The 22,267-nt window shown below is 57.4% G+C and carries 18 protein-coding genes and 4 pseudogenes; 16 read left to right on the top strand and 6 right to left on the bottom strand.

Translation table 11 applies throughout. The features are described from left to right. Positions 1-93 precede the first annotated feature (93 nt). Together V6607_RS13705 and V6607_RS13700 are read left to right on the top strand one after the other, a co-directional pair. Complete coding sequence (locus V6607_RS13705; protein ID WP_134326306.1) at positions 94-633, top strand: YbhB/YbcL family Raf kinase inhibitor-like protein; 540 nt, start codon at positions 94-96, stop codon at positions 631-633. A 5-nt stretch (positions 634-638) separates the two neighbouring features. Then, positions 639-1,448, top strand: coding sequence for an AraC family transcriptional regulator (locus V6607_RS13700; RefSeq protein ID WP_134326305.1), 810 nt, complete (start codon positions 639-641; stop codon positions 1,446-1,448). A 134-nt stretch (positions 1,449-1,582) separates the two neighbouring features. Here V6607_RS13700 and V6607_RS13695 read toward each other — a convergent pair whose 3' ends face one another. Beyond that, positions 1,583-2,842, bottom strand: coding sequence for a serine hydrolase domain-containing protein (locus V6607_RS13695; RefSeq protein ID WP_338743953.1), 1,260 nt, complete (start codon positions 2,840-2,842; stop codon positions 1,583-1,585). A gap of 320 nt (positions 2,843-3,162) precedes the next feature. Here V6607_RS13695 and V6607_RS13690 point away from each other — a divergent pair, with 320 nt between their 5' ends. Both V6607_RS13690 and V6607_RS13685 read left to right on the top strand, forming a co-directional pair. After that, complete coding sequence (locus V6607_RS13690) at positions 3,163-4,389, top strand: MFS transporter (RefSeq protein WP_003209751.1); 1,227 nt, start codon at positions 3,163-3,165, stop codon at positions 4,387-4,389. Positions 4,390-4,747: 358 nt separating this feature from the next. Further along, positions 4,748-5,077 carry a DUF6124 family protein gene (locus V6607_RS13685; RefSeq protein WP_134326303.1) on the top strand — a complete coding sequence of 110 codons (330 nt, stop codon included), beginning with the start codon at positions 4,748-4,750 and terminating at the stop codon, positions 5,075-5,077. A gap of 217 nt (positions 5,078-5,294) precedes the next feature. Here V6607_RS13685 and V6607_RS13680 read toward each other — a convergent pair whose 3' ends face one another. Continuing rightward, on the bottom strand, positions 5,295-6,608 hold the full coding sequence (locus V6607_RS13680) for a phospholipase D family protein (RefSeq protein ID WP_134326302.1): 1,314 nt from the start codon (positions 6,606-6,608) through the stop codon (positions 5,295-5,297). Between the two features lie 316 nt (positions 6,609-6,924). Here V6607_RS13680 and V6607_RS13675 point away from each other — a divergent pair, with 316 nt between their 5' ends. The 9 genes and pseudogenes from V6607_RS13675 to V6607_RS13635 all read left to right on the top strand — a co-directional run. Continuing rightward, positions 6,925-7,914 carry an aldo/keto reductase gene (locus V6607_RS13675; protein WP_003209745.1) on the top strand — a complete coding sequence of 330 codons (990 nt, stop codon included), beginning with the start codon at positions 6,925-6,927 and terminating at the stop codon, positions 7,912-7,914. Beyond that, on the top strand, positions 7,911-8,501 hold the full coding sequence (locus tag V6607_RS13670) for a flavodoxin (RefSeq protein WP_134326301.1): 591 nt from the start codon (positions 7,911-7,913) through the stop codon (positions 8,499-8,501). Before V6607_RS13675 ends, V6607_RS13670 begins: the two co-directional genes overlap by 4 nt. A gap of 24 nt (positions 8,502-8,525) precedes the next feature. Then, positions 8,526-9,518, top strand: coding sequence for an aldo/keto reductase (locus V6607_RS13665; RefSeq protein WP_008432612.1), 993 nt, complete (start codon positions 8,526-8,528; stop codon positions 9,516-9,518). A gap of 62 nt (positions 9,519-9,580) precedes the next feature. After that, positions 9,581-10,048 (top strand): cupin domain-containing protein, encoded by a 468-nt coding sequence (locus V6607_RS13660; protein ID WP_008432610.1) that lies wholly within the window; start codon positions 9,581-9,583, stop codon positions 10,046-10,048. 228 nt (positions 10,049-10,276) lie between these two features. Next, on the top strand, positions 10,277-11,050 hold the full coding sequence (locus V6607_RS13655; protein ID WP_003209734.1) for a carboxymuconolactone decarboxylase family protein: 774 nt from the start codon (positions 10,277-10,279) through the stop codon (positions 11,048-11,050). A gap of 121 nt (positions 11,051-11,171) precedes the next feature. Further along, positions 11,172-12,116 carry an alpha/beta fold hydrolase gene (locus tag V6607_RS13650; protein WP_173406085.1) on the top strand — a complete coding sequence of 315 codons (945 nt, stop codon included), beginning with the start codon at positions 11,172-11,174 and terminating at the stop codon, positions 12,114-12,116. A 48-nt stretch (positions 12,117-12,164) separates the two neighbouring features. Then, complete coding sequence (locus V6607_RS13645; protein WP_134326300.1) at positions 12,165-13,217, top strand: alpha/beta hydrolase; 1,053 nt, start codon at positions 12,165-12,167, stop codon at positions 13,215-13,217. 82 nt (positions 13,218-13,299) lie between these two features. Further along, positions 13,300-14,193: a LysR family transcriptional regulator gene (locus V6607_RS13640; protein WP_003209726.1), complete on the top strand. Its 894-nt coding sequence runs from the start codon at positions 13,300-13,302 to the stop codon at positions 14,191-14,193. Between the two features lie 283 nt (positions 14,194-14,476). Continuing rightward, a pseudogene (locus V6607_RS13635) lies at positions 14,477-15,274 on the top strand (methyl-accepting chemotaxis protein); the annotation flags it as partial. A 141-nt stretch (positions 15,275-15,415) separates the two neighbouring features. On the opposite strand, the gene yiaY reads toward V6607_RS13635, so the two are convergent. Further along, positions 15,416-16,564 (bottom strand): L-threonine dehydrogenase, encoded by a 1,149-nt coding sequence (gene yiaY / locus V6607_RS13630; RefSeq protein WP_076016933.1) that lies wholly within the window; start codon positions 16,562-16,564, stop codon positions 15,416-15,418. A 328-nt stretch (positions 16,565-16,892) separates the two neighbouring features. Here yiaY and V6607_RS13625 point away from each other — a divergent pair. The 3 pseudogenes from V6607_RS13625 to V6607_RS13615 form a co-directional block, all read left to right on the top strand. After that, a pseudogene (locus V6607_RS13625) lies at positions 16,893-17,033 on the top strand (YeeE/YedE family protein); the annotation flags it as partial. A gap of 8 nt (positions 17,034-17,041) precedes the next feature. After that, positions 17,042-17,131: pseudogene (locus V6607_RS13620) on the top strand (DUF6691 family protein); the annotation flags it as partial. A gap of 14 nt (positions 17,132-17,145) precedes the next feature. Then, positions 17,146-17,271: pseudogene (locus V6607_RS13615) on the top strand (nucleotidyltransferase domain-containing protein); the annotation flags it as partial. A gap of 239 nt (positions 17,272-17,510) precedes the next feature. On the opposite strand, the gene V6607_RS13610 reads toward V6607_RS13615, so the two are convergent. The 3 genes from V6607_RS13610 to V6607_RS13600 form a co-directional block, all read right to left on the bottom strand. Continuing rightward, positions 17,511-17,810: a hypothetical protein gene (locus V6607_RS13610; RefSeq protein ID WP_134326299.1), complete on the bottom strand. Its 300-nt coding sequence runs from the start codon at positions 17,808-17,810 to the stop codon at positions 17,511-17,513. 49 nt (positions 17,811-17,859) lie between these two features. Continuing rightward, a protein-coding gene (locus V6607_RS13605) for an IS3 family transposase (protein ID WP_134326149.1) occupies positions 17,860-19,010 on the bottom strand; the annotation gives its coding sequence in 2 pieces (ribosomal slippage) (positions 17,860-18,776 and positions 18,776-19,010; 1,152 coding nt in all). 435 nt (positions 19,011-19,445) lie between these two features. Further along, a complete protein-coding gene (locus tag V6607_RS13600; protein ID WP_166742155.1) occupies positions 19,446-22,214 on the bottom strand; it encodes an insulinase family protein in 2,769 nt (922 codons plus the stop codon). Between the last annotated feature and the right edge of the window lie 53 nt (positions 22,215-22,267).

The following is a 22,267-nucleotide window of genomic DNA, read 5'->3' as shown; positions in this document are numbered from 1 at the left end:
GCGTTTCGGCACAATCATCGAGCGCTTCGGCGCAGTGCCGTGCCCCTGCGCTGTTTAGGATCAAGGCTCAAACCACGCCTGGACACCACCGCGATGAAACTCAAAGCACTTGCCCCCGCGATTACCCTGTTCATGGCCGCCAGCGGACACGCCGCCAGCTTCTCACTCAACAGCCCGGACATTGCCGACCAACGCCCGCTGACGCACCTGCAGGAATTCAACGGCTTCGGCTGCAGCGGCGGCAACACCTCCCCTGCCCTGTCCTGGGCCAACGCCCCGGCGGGCACCAAAAGCTTCGCCATCACCGTCTACGATCCCGACGCCCCGACCGGCAGCGGCTGGTGGCACTGGACGGTGGTGAACCTGCCCGTCACCGTCTCCAGCCTGCCGAGCAATGTCGGCACCCACCTGCCGGCCGGGGCAGTGCAAGGCCGCACGGACTACGGCCAACCCGGCTTCGGCGGCGCTTGCCCGCCCGTGGGTGATAAACCGCATCGCTATCAATTCACCGTGTGGGCGTTGAAAGTCACCACCCTGCCGATCGACAATCAATCCAGCGGCGCCCTGGTCGGCTACATGCTCAATGCCAACAGCTTGGCCAAGGCCACAATCACGGCCCCTTACGGACGCTAGTCACGATGGATGTTCACGAAGGTCTGCGGCACCGGGAAAGCATCATCGAAAGCTGCGTGATCAGGGCCCGGCAACACCATACCCTGCAACGCGTGCCGATCTTCATGAGCGCCCTGTGCCGCGTGCGCCAGGGGCAAAAACTGATGCAGTGGGATGAGCGCGAAATGCGCGCCGGCCCACAACACCTGATTCTACTGCCGGCGGGCCGCGAGCTTGGGGTGACCAACTTTCCCGGTGCCCAGGGTGACTACATCGCCGACGTGGTGTCGTTTCCGGTGCCGGTGTTGCGTAACTTCGTTGCCCGGTATGGCGCGCAGTTCAAGGGCAGCATGCATGCCGACCTGTGCGTACGCCTGGACAAACAGACCCGACAAGCCTGGGACCAACTGCTGACCGCACTGAGCACCGGCGCCCCGTCGGCCCTGTGCACCCACTATGGCGAGGCCGTGTTGCTCTGCCTGTGCCTGGCCGGCCAGGCGGGACCGTTGCTGATGGATCGCAACGACCCCTTGAGTGAACGCGTGCAGCGGTTGATCGGCAGCAACCTGTCCAGGGACTGGACCGTTGCCACGGTCGCGCAGCAGTTGAATCTGGGGGAATCGACGTTGCGTCGGCAGCTGGCCAATGAGGATGCGAGCTTCAGGGCCATCCTGGAAAATGTTCGGCTGGGGGCGGCGTTGCAACAGCTGCAAACCTCCAGGGATTCCATCGGGGAGATTTCCAGTGCGTGCGGGTATGCGTCGGCGTCACGGTTTGCGGTGAGGTTCAAGTCACATTATGGGCTTTCACCACGGTCGTTGCGGGCGGCGATGTGAGGTACACACTACCTGAGTAGCCCATAACCTGTGGCGAGGGAGCTTGCTCCCGCTGGGCCGCGCAGCGGCCCCAAAAAATGGGCCTGCTGCGCAGTCCAGCGGGAGCAAGCTCCCTCGCCACAGGTACTTCGCGGTTATTGAAGCGCTTTGGCAACCGCATCAAAGGCAAACATATCGTCGATCACCTTGCCACCCGTGGGTTTGGTCTGCGCCTGCCACACCACGATCACCACATTCCTGGTCGGATTGATGTAGAGGTACTGACCAAACGTACCGGCCGCCGTAAAGGCTTTATCCGCTTTGGAGGCGTCGGTCCAACCTGGCCACCACATGGACGCAAAGTCACCGTACGCCGCATCTGAACCCGTAGTCGCGCTGGCAAAACTCAACCAACCTTCAGGCAATACTGGCTGCCCACCGGCCTTGCCGCCGCTGAGCACGAACTGCCCAAAACGCCCGTAATCCTCAAGCGTCGCGCTGATACCGCTGCCGCCCACTTCATTGCCATTGAGGCCGTCGAGCCACCACTTGGCATCGGTTTGCATGCCGTAAGGCGCCCAGATCTTCTCGCTCAGGTATTGCGTCAGTGGCTTGCCCACCGCAGCGCTCACCAGTTGCCCCAACACTTGAGTTTCACCGGTGCTGTAGTTGGTGCGAGTGCCAGGCGGCGCGGCGGTGGGCAGGCTGGCCATGAACTTGAGGAGCGACCCGGGCACTTGTTCACTACGCAGTTTGATCAAGTGGCGCTCGTCCGAGGTAGGGTCCGTGTATTGCTCGTTCCACTTGATCCCGGAGCGCATGGACAGGATCTGGCGCACGGTGACCTGGTCGTAACCGCTATCGGCCAACGCGGGTAAATAACGGGTGACCTTGTTATCCAGGCTCTTGATGGAGCCGTCCTGCAGCGCCGCGCCTACGAGCGTCGAGGTGATGGACTTGGCCACCGACATCGACATCCACCGGGTGTCGGCGGTGTTGCCTTTTTCATAACGCTCATCAACGATCTTGCCGTCCTTGAGCACCAACAGCCCGGTTACCCGGTTGATCGCCACGTAGTCATCGAGGCTGTAATGCTTGCCTTTATAGTCAAAGGCAACCGGCCCAAGTGGCTGGCTGCTACGAGGTAACGGGAACGGATGGCCGCCCGCCTTGATCGTGCGCGTCGGGAACAATCGGTCGGTATTACGGAAGGTAGTGACCGCCAAGTCCTCGCTGAGCCTGCCGTCATAGATGGCCTGCACGTCGCCGATCGGTTCCTGTGCATGGGGATAAGGCTTCGCGGGATCCGGGGTGGCCGCGCAGGCGGTCAACGACAGCGCAAGTGTCGACGCACACACCAACACGTGAAGCGCGCTGCGTTCAACCAGGGATGAAGAGCAATGAAGCACGGGCATAAGCACCTCTTTATTATTGTTTGATCGGCCTTGAAACGCTTCGGCACATCAGCAAAAACCGACATGCCTAGGCTCAGGATGCAGCGGGGGATTTTTTCTGGCGCGCGGGATCGGGCCGGATTACGCGCGGAGTCGGGCCATGGGCAATCGAGAGGGTCTACACGGAAGAAAACGCTCTACGCAGGCAGTCTTATCAACGAGACTGATGATTACTATCGAACCGGTCGCCTATTGGCTTACCAAAACCCATTCCTATAATCGCCTCCACTTTCTCCCTCCCGTCTGTCCGCAGGCGAAATCTCCTCCCGGAACCCAACACCATGCCAAGCGCAAGCCGGGCCCCTAGCGGCCTCCCCGAACATAATCAACAAACCGTCCTGCAGCAGTGGCTGGCGATTCTCTCGGTGGCCGTGGGCGCCTTCGCCCTGGTCACCAGCGAGTTCCTGCCGGTAGGCGTACTCAACGACGTCGCCGCCGACCTCGGCATCAGCGCCGGCCACGCCGGGCTGATGGTCACCCTGCCCGGCATCATGGCCGCCCTCGCCGCCCCGTTGCTGTCGGTGGGCATTGGCGCCATGGACCGTCGCTACCTGCTGATCGGCCTGACCCTGATCATGATCATCGCCAACATGGTGGTGGCCTACGCCAGCGACTTCAGCCTGCTGCTGTTCGGCCGCGTCCTGCTGGGCATCAGCATCGGCGGCTTCTGGGCCACCGCCATCGCCCTCAGCGGCCGCCTGGCGCCCAAGGGCGTGGGCGTCGCGAAAGCCACCTCGATCATCATGATGGGCGTGACCCTGGCCACCGTGCTCGGCGTACCCGTCGGCACCTGGCTGAGCGGCCTGATGGGCTGGCGCATGACCTTCCTCGTCACCGCGCTGGTGGGCATCCCGGTACTGCTGGCGCAGATGTTCCTGCTGCCCCGCCTCGAACCGGAAAAAGCCATTCGCATCGCCGACCTGCCGGCCCTGTTCATCAACCCACAAGCACGGGTTGGCTTGATCGCCGTATTGCTGATCGGCCTGGCCCACTTTGCCGCGTACACCTACGTCGCGCCGTTCTTCAAAAACAGCTCCGGCTTCGACGGCCCGACCATTGGCTCCCTGCTGCTGCTCTACGGCGTGGCCGGCGTAATGGGCAACGTCTTCGCCGGCTTTGCCGCCAACCGCAGCGTGCGCCACACCTTGCTGCTGGTGGCGCTGATGATCGGCACCAGCACCGCCCTGTTCCCCTACTTCGCCACCGGCATGAGCGGCGCAGTAATGCTGATCGCACTGTGGGGCTTTGCTTTCGGTGCCTTCCCGGCGTGTGCGAGTATCTGGATGTTTGTGGTTGCGCCCAAGGATGTGGAGCGTGGCATGCCGCTGTTCGTCGCGTTGTTTCAGGTGATCATTGCCGTGGGCTCGTTCTTTGGCGGGCAGATCGTCGACAAGATGGGCACTTCGGTGCTGTTGAGTTTGGCGACCGCGTTGGTGGGCGCCGGGTTTGTGACGGTGCTGGTGTTGGGGCGCAAGGTGAGTAATAGCCTGGCGGCCCAGCCTGCTTAATCGAGGAAAACGGGACTGATTGAATTCAGTCCCGTGGCTGGAGGCAGTGAGCACCGCACCTTGCTCCATTGCCTACAGTTGCGGCAGAATCCGCCGGCTTGTGCACCTGGGTTGGCGTCTCTAAGGTTGCTCGGTCGCTGAAACCTCAGTGATCGGGTTTAGTAGCCCGAGGTTAACTGCAAGTGCATAAGCAGCATCTATCAGACCTTCTTGTCTGTGCTTGATGGTGGCTGTGCGCAGGGCGTCTTCGGACGCGCCGGCTTTTGTAGTTTCCCCGGTCTACTAACCTGCGTACAGCCGCCACCCCATTTCGTTTAGTAGCGACGTGGTGAGGGCCCTGCTCAGGAAAACTACTGATATGTTCAAGGTAACGCCGAATCCTCCGGGATCTCCCGATTTGAAACTCAACCAAGCCGCGCAACGTGCCTTGGATCACTATCTCAATCCCTCCTCCGCCAAAACCGCCCCGCCGTCGGGTGCGCTGTTCAGTGTGGCTGCTGATGCCAGCAGTGAAAGTTTGATCACCAATAGCTATGAAACCTTTGCCTCGGTCAGCGCGTTGCTGCTTGATCTGTCGGACGAGCTGAGCGGGAAAGACCGTGATGTGGCGTTGGCTATTCATCAACTCAGTGAGTTGGGGGTGATGTTGATGGGTAAGTTGATGGATCGGGAGGTGCCGTCTAGCTGAAACCGGACGCTGTCCAGGCTACTCAACTAGCTCAATCGACTGATCGCCGAGGCGCTGTAGGCATCTACGGCGGCTCAGCGACGACGATGCCGCTTTAGTTGAGTAAGTCGCCGCTCATGCTGCGCTCAATAGCGGTTTCAGGCCATTTGCCGCCATTACGAAACGCCGTTTTCGACTCCAAACGGACACTCCACTGATGTCAGGCAGGTGTGGGATTTCAGCTTCTGGTGGTCGCGACAAGAATGGGCTTTGTACCGTTGCGCCCTTTAAAGACCATTGTCACATCGACCACCGTATCCATTCCCTCAAAAAACACATCCGCGTTGACCCCATCGAGCCGTTTCTTCAGAGGGGTAGTACTGGTGATGTGGCGGCTCAGTAGGCTTTCAAAGTCAGCCCTATTGCTATCAATCCACCTCTTCAGATCGGTTCTGAGCTGCTCGATTGGCTTGAGCTTTTTACCCGACGGCTTTCGCTTGGGTCCTAGCGTGTCGAGAACGCTGATCTCGTCGATTGAGTCGAGAACCGGGACCATGCACAGTTCGGTCCCGTTCTCGTTCTTCAAGATGGCAACAAGAGTCGTGTCGGAAGGCGCCCGAGCAAGATCTTTTGGGGTGACGGAGAGTGTCACATCCACCCGATCGAACGGTTTAGGCAGAATCCCACCAATGGTCATGCTTTGAGCGAATTTCGTGATTTGTTGGCTCGCAAGCCTTGCCCAGCCGACCTTCTGTTGATTGAGCACGCATAGGCAACGGCTCGACTTAATCATCCGGGGGAGCACGATGCCGTTCTTCCTGGTCCACTGGAGCAGGTCAACCTTCGCATCAAATTTCAGTCGTGCAGAGCCCTCAGATGGCTTTACTGTTCCGGTGTATTTCGTGCCGGAAGGTGCGCCAGACCGAACGGCAGCACCAATTGCAGCTAGGTTCTTAGCCTTTCGTGCAGCTCTCTCTTGTTCCTGCTGATCCCGAGCAACCTGGACTCGCTTGGCTTGGTAGGTATCGGCTTTACCCTGAATCTTGGACATCGCTTCGTTGAATTCTTCGAAAGCCTTTTTGGCTAAGCGAACATCCTTCTCCATCCGCAACACCCTGGCCCAGTCGATCAATTCCAGATCCGGGTCGTCAATCCAATCATTGACCACGCTCCGAACTCGCTCACAAGAATTGGCTTTACTGTTATCGAAACAAACACTCAACTCCTTATTTTTCGAGGCCCCCCTGAAGGTAAGGTTCTGGCTGCCAAGTGTGACGAAGTCAGCCTCGTCCATGATGACTTTCGCATGAAGGTCCTTCACCTCGTAAATCGTGCACTTGTTGATGAGCAACAGCTTGAAGGCAGCGATTGTTGACGCCATACAGACGAAGTCCCTTACCTCGAACCGTGTGTAAAACGTTGCTTGCTTGTTGGCCAAGAGCTTAAGCGTGCTGTTTTCTGTGATGTAGGGGGACAGCACTGTCAGAGGCGTGGTGGCTTCTCGGATCTGCCGATTCCATCGAGGAGCCAAATTGGTTCTGATGCGGATCATTCAACCGTCCCTGGTCTGCCTGGGCGCGAGGCGCGGGGTATATTGGAATCCCTCCAGTATACCGCCGGCGCAGCTGACCATCACAGGCTGTAACCTTGATCGGCAGAGAACAGCCAAAAGCGAACGATCAAGAGAGTGTCAGATTTTTTGTGTACGAGCGGTGATGGCCTACCGTGAGGCAAGCCTTCATTCGACAGTCGCCACCGCCCCTCTTCCGGGACTGATGAGCAAACCTCATGAAGCCTTGCCGATTTACCCGTCTAGTCCTCAGTCGTTAGCGCGCTTACTGTCTCCCCACGCCCAACGGGAGATCGACATGCACAAACGCACACTCGGCAACAGTTCACTCGAAGTATCCGCCCTCGGCCTCGGCTGCATGGGTCTGAGCCATGGCTATGGCCCGGCCACGGATACCGAACAAGCCATCGCACTGATCCGCTCAGCCGTTGAACGAGGTGTCACATTCTTCGATACCGCCGAATTCTACGGCCCCTATATCAATGAACAAGTAGTCGGCGAGGCGCTGGCGCCAGTTCGCGACCAGGTTGTGATCGCTACAAAATTCGGCTTCGCCGTCGGCACCGACAATACAAAACAGGCTCTGGACAGCCGGCCCGAACGTATTCGAATAGCCGTCGAGGGTTCGTTGCGTCGACTGAAGACCGATTACATCGATTTGCTCTACCAACACCGCGTCGATCCGGACGTGCCGATTGAGGACGTTGCCGGGGCGGTGAAAGACCTGATTAGCGAAGGAAAGGTCAAGCACTTCGGCCTGTCGGAGGCAGGCGCGCAAACCATTCGTCGCGCCCATGCGGTACAGCCGGTCACGGCGCTGCAAAGCGAATACTCGCTGTGGTGGCGCGAGCCTGAGCTGGAAATCCTGCCGACCCTTTGGGAGCTGGGCATCGGCTTCGTACCGTTCAGTCCATTGGGTAAAGGCTTTCTCACCGGCACGGTGTCGGCCGATTCCACTTATGGCAGTGACGACTTCCGCAGCATCGTCCCGCGTTTCAGCCAGTCGGCGCTGCAGGCAAATCAGGGTCTGGTGGTGTTGATCCGTCAGATTGCTGCGCAGAAACAAGCGACACCGGCCCAGATCGCGCTGGCCTGGCTGCTCGCGCAGGCACCGTGGATTGTGCCGATTCCGGGCACGACCAAACTGCATCGCCTGGAAGAAAACCTCGGCGGCGCGAACATCACCCTCGACGCTGCCGAACTCAAGGCCATTGATACCGCGCTGGCGCAGATCCGCATCGAAGGCGAGCGCTATCCCGAGGCTCTCAAGGCGCGCGTCGGTCGATGAGTACCGATCACGATCCGCTGCGGCGCACGGTCATCGCCGCACTGGCCAGCGCCCCGCTGCTGTCGCTCGCCGACGCGCAAGGCGCCAGTGAAACACCGCGTTCGGGCTCGCGGATTCTGGTCGCGTATTTCTCGCGCTCGGGCAATACCCGCGTGGTCGCCGGGCTGATCCAGCGTGGACTGGGTGCCGATCTGTTCGAGATTCGCCCCGTCCACGCCTACCCCGAGGACTATCTGCAAACCGTGGAACAGGCGCGCCAGGAACGTGACAGTGGCTTCGAACCCGAGCTGCAAAACACGGTTCACGCCCTCAGCGACTACGACACGATCTATCTCGGCTTTCCGATCTGGGGTGAAACCGCCCCGCCGATCGTGCGCGCATTCCTCAGCGCCCACGATCTGACCGGCAAGACCCTCATCCCCTTCAACACCCATGGTGGATATGGCCTGGGCAACAGCCGCCGTGTGCTGGTCAAGCATGCGCCGAAGGCCAAAGTGCTGGAAGGTTTTGTGATGGAGGGTGAGCAGGAGCGCAAGACCATGGAACGCGTGAACGGCTGGCTGAAAGATCACCCTCTCACGCACTAATCGAATTCTGTACGGAGTAACTCCATGAAAATCCGCACGTTGGGTAATGGCCTGGAAGTGTCCGCCTTGGGTCTTGGCTGCATGAGCATGACGTCGGCCTACGGGCCGGCAGCCGACCAAGCCAGCATGATCAAGCTGATTCGTTCGGCCCACGAGCAAGGCGTCACCTTGTTCGACACCGCCGAAGCGTATGGCCCGTTCGCCAATGAAGAGCTGCTGGGGGAGGCCTTGCAGCCGATCCGCGAGCAGGTCGTCATCGCCACCAAGTTCGGTTTCGATATCGACCTGATCACCGGCGCACGTGGCGGCGGCACCAACAGCCGCCCGGAGCATATACGCGCCGTGGCCGAAGCGGCGTTGAAGCGTCTGCGCACCGATTGCATCGACCTGTTTTATCAGCACCGCGTTGATCCCCAGGTGCCCATCGAAGACGTGGCCGGCACCGTCAAGGATCTGATCGCCGAGGGCAAGGTCAAGCATTTCGGCCTTTCTGAAGCGGGTGTGGAAACCATTCGCCGGGCCCACGCGGTGCAACCGGTCACGGCGGTGCAAAGCGAATATTCGCTGTTCTGGCGTGGCCCGGAGCTGGAACTGCTAGCCGTGCTGGAAGAACTGCGGATCGGCTTCGTACCGTTCAGCCCGCTGGGCGCCGGTTTCCTCACCGGTCAGATCGACGAGAACACGCAGTTCGACGCGAGCGATTTCCGCAATTTCGTCCCGCGCTTTTCCCCTGAAGCGCGCAGGGCCAATCTGGCGTTGGTCGATGTGGTGAAAGCCGTCGCGCAACGCAAACACGCCACGCCGGCGCAAGTGGCACTGGCCTGGTTGCTCGCACAGAAACCGTGGATTGTGCCGATACCGGGCACGACCAAACAGCATCGCCTGGAAGAAAACCTGGGCGCGGTCGAGCTGCAATTGAACGGCGACGATCTGCGCGTGATCAACGAACAGATGGCACAGATTCGGGTGCACGGCGAACGTCTGCCGGAGTCGGCACTGAAAATGACCGGACTCTGAGTCTGCCCGACGCGGCGCCATGTGCGGCGTCGCTTTCTCTGTCTGACCGGAGAACTCATCCGATGAACCGATTGATTGCGCCACTCGTTGCTTTGTCACTGATGGCGGCAGAGTCCCAGGCCGCCAGCGAAATCCGCGTTACGCCGAACGGATCCCAGCCTTCGATCAAGGGCGCAGCGGAAAACTTTACCGGCTCTGTACGCGTCGATGGCCTGTTCAAAGGTGAAGCGCCCGCGCGCATCGGTGGCGGCACGGTGACCTTCGAACCCGGCGCACGCACGGCGTGGCACACCCATCCGCTGGGACAAACGCTGATCGTCACTGCCGGCGTCGGCTATGTGCAGCAAGAGGGTGGCGCGCGTCAGGAGATCCATCCGGGCGACACTGTCTGGATTCCACCGAACACCCGTCACTGGCACGGCGCCACGGCCAGCAACGGCATGACCCACATCGCCATCGCTGAAGCCGAGGATGGCAAGACCGTCACCTGGGCGGAGCAGGTCTCGGAGGCGCAATACGCCGGCCAATAAAGTTACGGAATGTGTCGAAGCTGCTCGACCGGCACGTTCGCGGCGAACCGCCACGTAACCTCAATGCCCCGTAACAACCTGCCCGCACCGGGATTCCAGCGGTTATCGCACGTCGACTCATGAGTTCTGCTCATGAGTCCATGCGCTATTTCGGGGTTAATCGCCACAACCATCCTCCTTACGATCCAGCAACACCGCAGCGCCCCGCAATGGATGGAGCCCTTCACGATGATCACTGACACCCGCAACCGCACTGCCCTCCCCACACTCATGGCGCTCTGCCTGAGCGTCGGGGCGATGTTCAGCGTCACCACTCAAGCAGCCGAGGCTTCGCCCACCATGACCAGCACACCCGCCAGCGCAGCCCGCTTGTCGAGCCAGCAACAAGCCATTCCACTGATCGCGGCGTTCATGGCGACCAGCGACATGCCCAACCTCAACACGGCGCTCAACCAAGGGCTTGATGCCGGCCTGACCATTAGCGAAACCCGCGAAGTCCTCGTGCAGCTCTACGCCTACGTCGGCTTCCCGCGCAGCCTCAACGCCTTGAATGAATTGATGACCGTGGTGCAGGCGCGCAAACAACGCGGCCTTGACGATGCGCCGGGGCGTGAGCCGAGCCGGGTGATACCGGTGGGGGATGAGCTATTGGCAGCGGGTACGGCGAATCAAACGAAAATCTCCGGCGCCCCGGTCAAAGGCCCGGTGTTCGAGTTCGCCCCAGTGATCAACCAGTTCCTGCAAACGCACCTGTTCGGCGACATCTTCGAGCGCGACAACCTCGACTGGCAAAGTCGCGAATTGGCGACTGTCGGAGCGCTGGCAGCGACGCCGGGGGTCGAGCCTCAGTTGCGCTCGCACATGGCGGCGAGCCTGCGCGTCGGGCTCAGCGCAGCACAGTTGCACCTAGTCACCGAACTGCTGAAAAAGCATGGCGATGCACAGACTGCCGAGCGGGCCAACGCAGCGCTGGTCCAAGCCCTCGCGGCGTCGAGGAAGTGACATGAGAACTGCAAAACGTCTGCTGAGCGTCATGCTGTTGAGCCTGTTGGCGGCCTGCGCGAACCACTCCGAAGGCCCGCTGCTGATCCAGAAACAAGGCAGCTTCGCCGCCGGCGGAACGATGACCACGGCACCGGGCACCTTCAACCCGCGCCAACCGATGACGCCCAACGGTCAGACCTACCACGGTGACCACGCCTACGCCTTCTATCAAATCCCGGTGGACGCGCGAAAACTGCCCATCGTCATGTGGCACGGCGCAGGTCAGTTTTCCAAGACCTGGGAAACCACCGCCGATGGTCGCGAGGGTTTTCAGAACATCTTTCTGCGCCGCCACTACGGCGTCTATCTGATCGATCAACCCCGGCGTGGTGATGCCGGGCGCAGCATGGTCGAGACTACCATCAAGCCTGTGCCGGACGAACAACTGTGGTTCAACCAGTTCCGTATCGGCCTTTGGCCCCGCTACTTCAACGGCGTGCAAGTGGCACAGGACGCCCAGACCCGCGAGCAGTTTTTCAGGGCTATGACACCGAACACCGGGCCGTTTGACATGGGCGTGGTCTCCGATGGTGTGTCGGCGCTGTTCGACAAAATCGGCCCCGGCATCCTGTTTACCCATTCTCAGGGCGGCGGGCCGGGCTGGTTGACGGCGATCAAGAACGACAAGGTCAAAGCCATCGTGGCGTTCGAACCGGGCAGCAGTTTCGTGTTTGCTGACGGTGAAGTGCCGGCGCCGATCCCCAGCGCGTTCGACACGGTGCAAGGCGCAGCGGTGCCGATGGAGCAATTCATGGCACTGACGCGCATTCCGATTCTGATCCTGTACGGCGACAACATCCCGGAACAGGCAGTCGATCTGCCCGCTCAGGACAGTTGGCGCGCACGCCTGAAAATGGCCCGGCTCTGGCGTGACGCGGTCAATCGCCATGGCGGTGATGTGCGACTGATACACCTGCCGGAGATTGGCATTCACGGCAATACCCATTTCCCCATGTCGGATCTGAACAACGTGCAGATCGCTGACCTGGTCGCGCAGTTCCTCAAAGAAAAACAGCTGGACTGACCCAAATACTTTCGCAACTGCCGTCCTTTTTTTGCTCAGGAGCTTCACGTGAAGAACACCCTCAAAGCCACGTTCATGTCGGCATTGGTCGGCCTCTCGGCAGGCGAAGCCTTGGCCGCCGACTACAAGAAGAACCCATTCACCCTCGCCTACGACGGCGCGATCACCCGCAACGAACCGGGCAGGGTCAACATCCACCCGGTCAGCTATAAGCTCAACGGTCTGGACATCGCCGCCAACGTCTACACGCCTGCCAACTACGACGCGAAGAAGACCTACCCGACCGTGGTGGTTGCGCATCCAAATGGCGGCGTAAAGGAGCAAGTCGCCGGTCTGTATGCCCAGCGCCTCGCCGAACAGGGCTACATCACCATCACGGCCGATGCGGCCTATCAGGGCGCCAGCGGTGGTCAGCCGCGCAGCATCGATAAACCGGCGTATCGCATCGAAGACATTCACGGCATGGCCGATTTCATCAGCCAGTTCGCTGGCGTGGATGACAATCGTCTGGGCCTGCTCGGCATTTGTGGCGGCGGTGGTTATTCGTTGGCGGCGGCGCAAACCGACAAACGCTTCAAATCCCTGGCAACGGTGAGCATGTTCAACTCGGGTCGAGTACGCCGCAACGGCTACAACGACTCGCAAATGGACAGCATCCAGCAACGTTTGCAACAGGCATCAGCAGCCCGCGCGCAAGAAGCAGCGCGGGGCGCGGTGCTGTATTCGGGGGATGCCAACCTCACCGATGAGCAGATTGCCAAACTGCCTTTCGAACTGTATCGCCAAGGTTATGAGTACTACTGGAAAACCCACGCGCACCCGAACTCGACCTTCAAATACACCACCAGCAGCCTTATTGACCTGATGCGTTTCGACGCCACCGACCATATCGAGTTGATCAATCAACCGTTGCTGATGATCGCCGGCAGCAAGGCCGACAGCCTGTACATGACTCAGGATGCGTTCCCCAAAGCCACCGGCACCACCGACAAGGAAGTGTTCATCCTCGATGGCGCCACCCACATTGAAACCTACTGGGTGCCGCGTTATGTCGATGCGGCGATCGACAAACTGACGGATTTTTACTCACGCACCTTGTGATCAGCGCACCAAGGGTCGCGCATCCGTGCGCGACCTGCTTTCATGGAATAATCACGCGCTCCTCATGAGAGGTTTTCATCAAATGTCCCGCCCCAATCTCAACGACCTGCAAGCCTTCGTGGTCATCACCCGCGAAGGCAGTTTTACCCGTGCTGCCGCGCAACTGGGCGTTTCGCAGTCAGCGCTGAGCCACACTCTGCGGGCACTGGAAACCCGGCTGGGCGTGCGCTTGCTGACGCGGACTACACGCAGTGTTTCACCAACGGAGGCGGGCCAACGCCTGTATCAAGCGATGGCGCCGCGCTTTGAAGAAATTGAACTGGAGCTGGCGGCAGTCAGCGAGTTTCGCGATACCCCCGCCGGCAATGTGCGGATTCAGGCGTCCGAGCATGCGGCGAACAATATTCTCTGGCCGAAGCTGCTGAAGGTGCTGCCCGACTACCCGGACATCAAGGTCGAAATCACCGTCGATTACGCCCTCGCCGACATCGTCGCGCAGCGCTATGACGCTGGTGTTCGACTGGGTGATCAGGTGGCCAAGGACATGATCGCCGTGCCGATCGGGCCATCGTTACGCATCGCCGTTGTCGGCTCACCGCAGTATTTCCAGCAGCGGCCTTACCCGATGGAACCGAGAGATCTGGCGGCGCACAACTGCATCAACCTGCGCCTGCCGACTCACGGCAGCCTGATGCAATGGGATTTCGAAAAGGATGGCCACGAACTCAAGGCCCGCGTCGAAGGCCAATGGACATTCAACAGCAGCGTGCCCATTCTGCGTGCGGCCGTGGCGGGATGTGGCTTGGCTTTCCTGCCAGAGGACATGGTGGCGAAGGAGCTTGCCGACGGTAGCCTTGTGCGGGTGTTGGAAGATTGGTGCCAACCCTTTGCCGGTTACCATCTCTACTACCCCAATCGCCGTGAACATTCGTCAGCGTTTGGCGTTGTAGTTGAGGCGTTACTCTACAAGAGCTGAGTCATCGACCTTCAAGGCGTCTGAATTTTTCCCGCCCCCTCAAACCGTGAATGAGCAGATGATTTTGATCGACTGCGTCGGGCGCGACCGGCTGCAAGCCGATTGCTGCCCCTCGTAACAAGCAGCTTCTGGCTTATCCCCCCTAAAGCCCCACCCAAAAACGCCGATAACCTCCTACCATCAATCAACCCCCGCTCCCCTACACCCGATTCGCTCCCCGCATGCTCGTATGGCACGTCGCAAGCTTGCCTCACCCCGGCCCGTCCACATGGAGTACGAGTGAATGCCTGCCCAAGCCCGTTTCATCGAGCACTACCGCAAAGCCGACCGCATCATGCTCGCCCTGATCTGGCTGATGACCCTCTTCTCCCTGGGCCTGGCGTTCTGGCACGACACGCTGCTTCAAGCGCTTTTCATAGGCGGCGGCACCAGCGTGGTGCTGACCCTGGCCTATCGCGTCATCGGCGGCACCCGCCTGATGCGTTGCGCCCTTGGCGTCGGCCTGATGGTCATGGCGGCGTTGCACATCAACCAGGCCCAGGGTGTCATCGAATCGCACTTCGGTATCTTCGCGCTGCTGGCGGTGCTGACGTTCTACCGCGACTGGCTGCCTATCCTGGTGGCCGCTGTCACCATCGCGGTACACCACGTGGTGTTTCATGCCTTGCAGCACCAGGGTTTCCCGGTGTTTGTGATGGAGCATCACGGCGGCTGGAGCATGATTTTCGTCCACGCGTTCTACGTGGTGATGGAGACGGTCGCCCTGCTCTACCTCGCGGTGCACAGCCAGACAGAAGCGGTAGAAAGCCAGGAAATGCTCGAAAAAATGCTCGCCGTCACCACGCAGTTCAGCGGTGAGGCCGTCAAGGGCAGTCCGGAAAAAGTGCATGTCTCCCTTGCCACCCGTTTCGATCACTTTCTGACCCAGATCACCGGCCTGATCGACGGCGTCGCCCGCGACTCCCACGGCCTCGGCCAACTGGGTCAGGAGCTGGCTCACGCCAGCGGCACCTTCAAAAAAGGCGCGCGCCACCAACTGGCGGAAATCGCCCAGATGACCGGTTCCATGCAGCGCATGGACTAATGGCCGACAGTAGCCGCTCATGACAGACCACTTCCAGCCAAGCCAGTGAGCCACTCCAACCCTATCGGCGAACAAAACCAAAACACCCCGCACTTCAACCAAAGGCGGGGCGTTCTCTCCAGCATCACTTCACATCAATCACATCGCCGTATGAAAAATCTGCTCAATCTCATCCTGATTGGCAGGACGCGGATTGGTAAAGCCGCAGGCATCTTTCATGGCATTGGTTGCCAGGGTCGGAATATCGTCAGCCTTCACACCCAGCTCAACAAGCCCACTCGGAATCCCCACATCCGCAGACAGTTTACGGATGGCCGTGATAGCCGCCGCAGCGCCCTTCTCCGCATCCAGTTGCTGAGTCTCAACCCCCATCGCATGAGCGATATCCTTAAACCGGGCCGGACATACGCTGGCGTTGAAGCTCGACACATGGGGCAGCAGGATCGCGTTGCACACGCCGTGAGGCAGGTCGTAGAAACCGCCCAGTTGGTGCGCCATGGCGTGCACGTAACCCAGCGAAGCATTGTTGAAGGCCATGCCGGCAAGAAATTGCGCGTAGGCCATGTTTTCCCGGGCGGTCATGTTGTCACCCTGGGCAACGGCGGTGCGCAGGTTGGCCGAGATCAATTCGATGGCTTTGAGTGCGCAGGCATCAGTGATCGGTGTGGCCGCCGTCGACACGTAGGCTTCGACGGCGTGGGTCAGTGCGTCCATGCCGGTGGCGGCGGTCAGGCCTTTGGGCATGGCGGCCATCAGCGAGGGGTCGTTGACGGATAACAGGGGGGTGACGTTGCGGTCGACGATGGCCATTTTCACGTGGCGGACTTCGTCGGTGATGATGCAGAAACGGGTCATTTCACTCGCCGTGCCGGCGGTGGTGTTGATGGCGATCAGTGGCATTTGTGGCTTGGCGGATTGGTCGACGCCTTCGTAGTCGCTGATGTGCCCACCGTTGGCGGCGCACAGGGCAATGCCTTTGGCGCAGTCATGGGGTGAACCGCCGCCCAGGGAAATAATGAAATCACAGTCGCTGCGGGCCAGCAGCTCAAGGCCCTTTTCCACGTTGCTGACGGTCGGATTCGGTTTGGCGCCATCAAACAGGGTGGAGTCGATGTCTTGCTGGGCCAACAGGCCGGCGACCTTGGCCGCCACGCCGGCTTTGGCCAGGCCGGCATCGGTGACGATCAAGGCTTTGCGGAACCCGTACTTGCGGATTGCGAGCATCGCCTCGTCGAGGCTGCCAATGCCCATCATGTTCACGGAAGGAATGAAGAAGGTGCTACTCATGATAAATCCTCTTTTTATTATGGAGACACGGGAGTCAGTGAGGTTTTCTACTCATCTCGCAGGTGATGCGGCGCGTCTTGTTGTCATCGTTGACGATCACAAAGCTGAGCCTAAACCTATGGCGTCAGACCGAAATGGTCCTTTAGCGGGCATTGACACCTCCTTTAGTACTGGAAGCAGGGCTTCACCCATTCCATGGGGGGCGGCAGCAAAATCTGACTTGCGCAGACCCCGACCCGCCCGGATGGTTATGATGGTTCGCTGATCAACAGCCCTCACCCACTCTCCTGTGCAGGAACTGCAGAATGAGCATTGATTGGATCAAGTTGTCGCAGGTATCAGCGGCTTGCTGGGCAGCGTGATGCGGTTTGGCAGTGAGGGCTGGGGCGAGAAAGCGTTGTTTCTGCTTGGCCTGGTGATTGCGCCATTGCTGCGGGGGCTGTTTAGCGTCTTGCCACAGATCGAGATCACGGCACAGTGACCGGGGCCTGGGACCCGTCACTCGCCTTGGTGATGGTCGGGGCCATCGCCGTGGCGGTTATCCCGATGAATTGGGCGCGCAACAACTCACGCACGGCTTCATGGAACGACTCCAAACTCGTGGCATTGATGCGGACGGTTATATCCTCACCGTGTCCAACGTCGAGATGCAGCCACAGTTTCAGGATTTACTTGTGGACGCTTGCATGACGCTCACGCGGCCAGACAGGACCTGATGTGGCCGCAAACACTGGAACGCGTCTATGAAATCAGGGGCTATTCAGTTTTTACTGCGCACGGAGCTCATTCCACATAACGGAGCTACAAATGCGTCCGACCGGAGATCGCCTGTGCGACTGCGCAAACCCGTGCTTGTAGGTCTTCATCGCCAGTGTTGTAGCGCGGGGCTTGCTCATCTAGCACAGGCCTTGGATTGACTCCCCATAAATGGCCGATACTCATCTTCTTATTGATGAGTATCAGCCTCCTCTGCGGGATAAAACTCGCCCTCCTTCCCCATTTTTTTCAGCCGTTCGCGCACAATTACCTCGACGCTGGCTACGGCGGTTTGATCGTCAGGGTTGACCAACTGCAAGCACAGGCGTTGGACATTCTGATCGTGGGTGCCCTCGCTCATCATCTCGTGGGTGAAGACCTGTTCGCCACGCCATAGGCATAGCTGGGTATGCGTCTCGCCAAGCCATATTTCGTTGATTGATCCAAGGTCGGTGGTCGCTAGTTGATCGACGGTGATTGTCTTATCCATTGCGCTGTACCTTACCCATGAGTAGATACAGTGAATCGCCCCGGGTTTTCTAGACACTCTCCAAGCTCGCTGTGTAACGCTTTTCAAACTCTACCGGTGACAGTTGATTGTTGAAACCATGACGTCGTTTTGGGTTGTAAAACATCTCGATGTAATCGAATACATCCCCACGAGCATCTTGCCGCGTGGTGTAGATTTTTCTCTTGATTCGTTCCCGTTTCAGCAGCTGGAAAAAACTCTCAGCTACGGCGTTGTCGTGGCAGTTACCTCGACGGCTCATGCTGGCGACCAGGTTGTTGGCCTTTAAAAAGCTGCGCCAATCAGAGCTGCTGTACTGGCTGCCCTGATCAGAGTGAATCATTACTTCCTGCTTCGGCTTACGCCTCCACACCGCCATTAGCAGTGCATCGATGGCCAAGTCGCTCGTCATTTGTGACTTCATTGACCAGCCAACGACTTGGCGTGAAAACAGATCGAGCACCACGGCCAAATACAGCCAGCCTTCATATGTTCGGATGTAGGTGATGTCGGTGACCCAGACTTTGTTGGGCTCTCTGACATCGAACTGGCGCTTCAATAAATTTGGTGAGGCAACCGCTGGTTTGCCGCCAGATTTTCCTGGGCGTCGCCGATACCCAGTTTGAGAACGCAAACCCTCAAGGCGCATTAACCTAGCCACCCGATGGCGGCCACAGCTCTCGCCGACCTCGCGCAGGTCATCATGGATCTTGCGATAACCATAAACACCACCGCTTTCCAGCCAGGAATGCTTGATCAAACCGAGCAGTCGTTGATCATCCTTGGTTCGCGCAGATTTTGGTTCGGATAGCCATGCGTAGTAGCCGCTGGGATGAACCTTCAGCGTCAGACAAAGACGTCGAATGGAGTAGTCACCCGCAAGCTGCTTAATAAAGGCGTACTTCAGCCGCACTCCTTGGCAAAGTACGCGGCGGCCTTTTTTAAGATGTCTCGCTCCTCCGTCACCCGCTTTAGCTCAGCACGTAGACGGCGAAGCTCGGCACTCTGATCGTCCTCCTGAACGCGCTGCTCTTGGGGCTTGGTGTAGCGCTTAATCCAGGCGTAGAGGCTGTGCACGGACACACCCAATCGGGCAGCCACCTCCGAGACAGGAAGCTGCTTTTCGGTCACTTGGTTGACCGCCTGGATTTTGAACTCTTCGGGATAACGCTGGTTGCTCATGGCACCTCCTAATGGGCCTCATTTTAAGGCATGGAGGTGTCTACGAAACCCGGGGCGATTCAACAGGTAGACTTGCCGGCATAGCGGGTCGTTCCACGCGTTGGCAGTTCAACCGGGCTAATGGTGGTTAAGCACGTCCCGGTTGGAACCAGGACAATTGACGATTGAAGGCGGACAGTACGAGCCGATAAGGGCAATCACATGACTGATCCTGCTGTTCCACATGCAAATGGCCGCGTCTGGATCAACTTTGATCTCCCCTCCTCGGGCCGATACTGCCAGCTCACAGATGGCGTGCAGCCTACGGAACGACCGGCTGCTATCGGCCAAAAGCTGCCGTCGCATGCCTACGAAACCAGGTGTTCGGTCCACGAACTGCTGGGGGCAGATTGAATACGGCGTTTACATTTAAGGTCACGGGCACGATGTCATAGGCTATGGGTCGACTCCAACCGGCCGAGAGTTAGAGGCTCGGTTTGGATCTAGTGTTATCCATAGCTTCGGTCCGGAAATCAGGTTTTTCCAAGCTGAACGAATGTCAGTAACAGTTGCTTTATTAACAACTTCAAGAAGCTCTTGGCGCGTGCTAAAACTGTAGTCTAGTCGTGATATGTCCGCCCAGTAACCCTCAGTCATTTCCATTAACCCACCGTGATCAAGTTTCAATTTATTAGATGCCCCGCTTTTCAACTTGTTGAGCTGTGTGTCATCCAATTCACAAAACTCTCTATCTAGCGAAGCAAGGAATTCCAAAACTTTAGACTGGATATCGCCACTTCCATAATTGCTAGACTGTATTGATAATATTAAGGCTGGTTTACGCCAGTCACTGCTCGGATATGCAGAAACCGCATAACCTATTTGCTGCTGGGTTCTTATCTTTTGAAAAAAACGGCTAGCAACAAATTGACTGATCAGCATTGAATGGGCCTGCGCGCTGAGCGTACTGCTCGAAAAAGGCACATATGTAATAAGTACGCTATCGTGAGATGATGAACGGACACGAATGGGCGGTAAATTTTCGTCTAAAGTGCGAGGGCCGGAGTAAACAAAATAGCGGGTCCGTGCTGTGGTTTTCAAAACCTCATGAATCATAGACCCTGTTTTTTGGGCGGTATCCAAGGATAAATTGCCTACAACTAGGGCATCTGAATGTATATCTTCTAGCCATCTATCACGCCAGCGATTAAAACTGTCTATCGAGGCTTTATTGAGTTCAGAAAGGCTTTCATTAGATGGCCAGTTTTCGGGGTATATTGCAATTCGCAGAGCATCATTTGCAGCAGCTAAAGGCATCTTACTCTCTTGAGACCTCCAATACCGCTCCATACGAGCCACGACAGTATTGAACTCATGACGATTTATTGGCTCATTCATTAACGTCCGCAACACCTCCTGCAGGAGCAGATCCTGGTGCTGACGCAAACCATGTAGGCCCACCTCGATACCCTGCTCAGCTATTTTTATTTCACCGAACAAACCTGCGTAAGATGCCTGTTGAAGAACATTTTGCATACGGTAATTCAGCCAAGTTATAAGCAATGCAAGATTTACATGGTCCTCCAGGCCCACTTCAGAATTACTTTTTATAGAAATTCTCCATGCAGTCATCGGCATATTGAACTCTTTTTCGGGGCGATACCAAACTCGGGTTCCAGATTTATTAAAAATTGACAGCGGTTCAGATTCGTTAACGTCAACCAGATTCAAATCATCCACAAGGAACGGATTTTTTTTAGGAAGAGAAAATGTGTAGATTTGAGTATGACTAGGCAACGTGGTGTCTTGTTGGATACTGTAAGGTACATCTAGCCATTTAGAGACGTGATCGGTCGGAGCGGCCTGCGACTCCCATACCAACAGAGTATTGCTAGAGGCCATATCCGACAACAAAGAATCAATCCTTTGGGGGGCGATACCATTCATTCGAAACGGCCCATACAACCAGTCCTCAGGTTCATAGCGGCGCATATTGCTTACTAATGACCTAGCCATAGCCAAGGGGGGCTTTTTCTCTTTATACAAAAAACGTTGCTTGCTCAAAGCAGCGAGCTCATCATATCTCCAACGATCTAAACCAGCCGTTCGAACTAACTCAATGGAGTCATAGATAGCCTCTTTGATAGCGCTAATTTCTGGAGGAGCACCGGCAGCCATCTCGATATGGACACCTATTATAGATTGATTTTTGCGCCACTCCATCACGTTAACACTAACCTGTTTCGCCAACCCATGTCTCTGTAGCTGAGATTGCAAGCCCCCCTCGTTTTTTGCATTGAGCAATGAGAGTATAAAGTTAAGCGGCTTGCTGAACTCATCTCCGGCCTCATTTCGAACAGTAAGAATTAACGTTAGCTTGTTCCGTGAATCTTTTGGCTGCACATGTACGATTAGCGGCTCGGCATTTTTTTTCCACAAGTCGATATGATCGGGTGTGGGCAAATTTAAGCCACTATTGAAGCTCAGAAAATTATGCTCGACTAAATGCTGAAGCTCATCTAGAGACTGGGGCCCGCTTACAACTAATTTTATCCTTTCCGAAGAATAGTAGAGCTTGTGAAACCTTGCGACTTCACTTGCGATTTTCTCGGAATCACCACCTAACGTTTTTAAGTTCCCGATTCGAAAGCGCGCCCAAGAATGACGCGGACTAACGGCATTGCCAACTGCTTCCAGAAAACGAAATTTTTCATTGTCTGAGAGCATCCGATATTCTGCATCAATAGCCTTTCGTTCAGACTCAACGTATGTTCTATCAAATAATGGCTCACTCAGAGCAGCAGCCAGATGGGCCATTGCTACGGGTAGCGCTGGTGCTGGAACATGAAAATAATAATCTGTATATTGCCTATTGGTTTTAGCGTTAAAAGTGCCTCCAACAAGGCCCATTAATTTGGAGATTCCATTAGGATCAGGGTAGCGCCTACTGCCTAAAAAGACCATATGCTCGGTAAGGTGCGCCAATCCTGGTAGAGACTCAGGGTCCTGATCGCTACCTGCATTTACTGTTATCGCAATAGCTGACTTAGTTGCAGCATGATCATTCACAAGTAAAGCGATAATGTTATTCTGTAACCGTATCGACCGGTAGTTATTTCTGTCACTCGGCGACTTTATAGGTTCCGGTAATATCTCACCTTTCGCGCCTGCACAAAGACATACTAAAAAAATGGAGAGCAGATAAGTGTGCGCCCTAAAATTCATGTAAAATCCGCCAGTTAAAATCCAGATATCTATCACCACTGAAAAACAATAGC

The sequence above is a fragment of the Pseudomonas sp. KK18 genome, assembly GCF_037094675.1.
Lineage (GTDB): Bacteria > Pseudomonadota > Gammaproteobacteria > Pseudomonadales > Pseudomonadaceae > Aquipseudomonas.
Note: the sequence above shows the minus strand (reverse complement) of the source record. Positions and strands in the feature narration are given on the sequence as shown.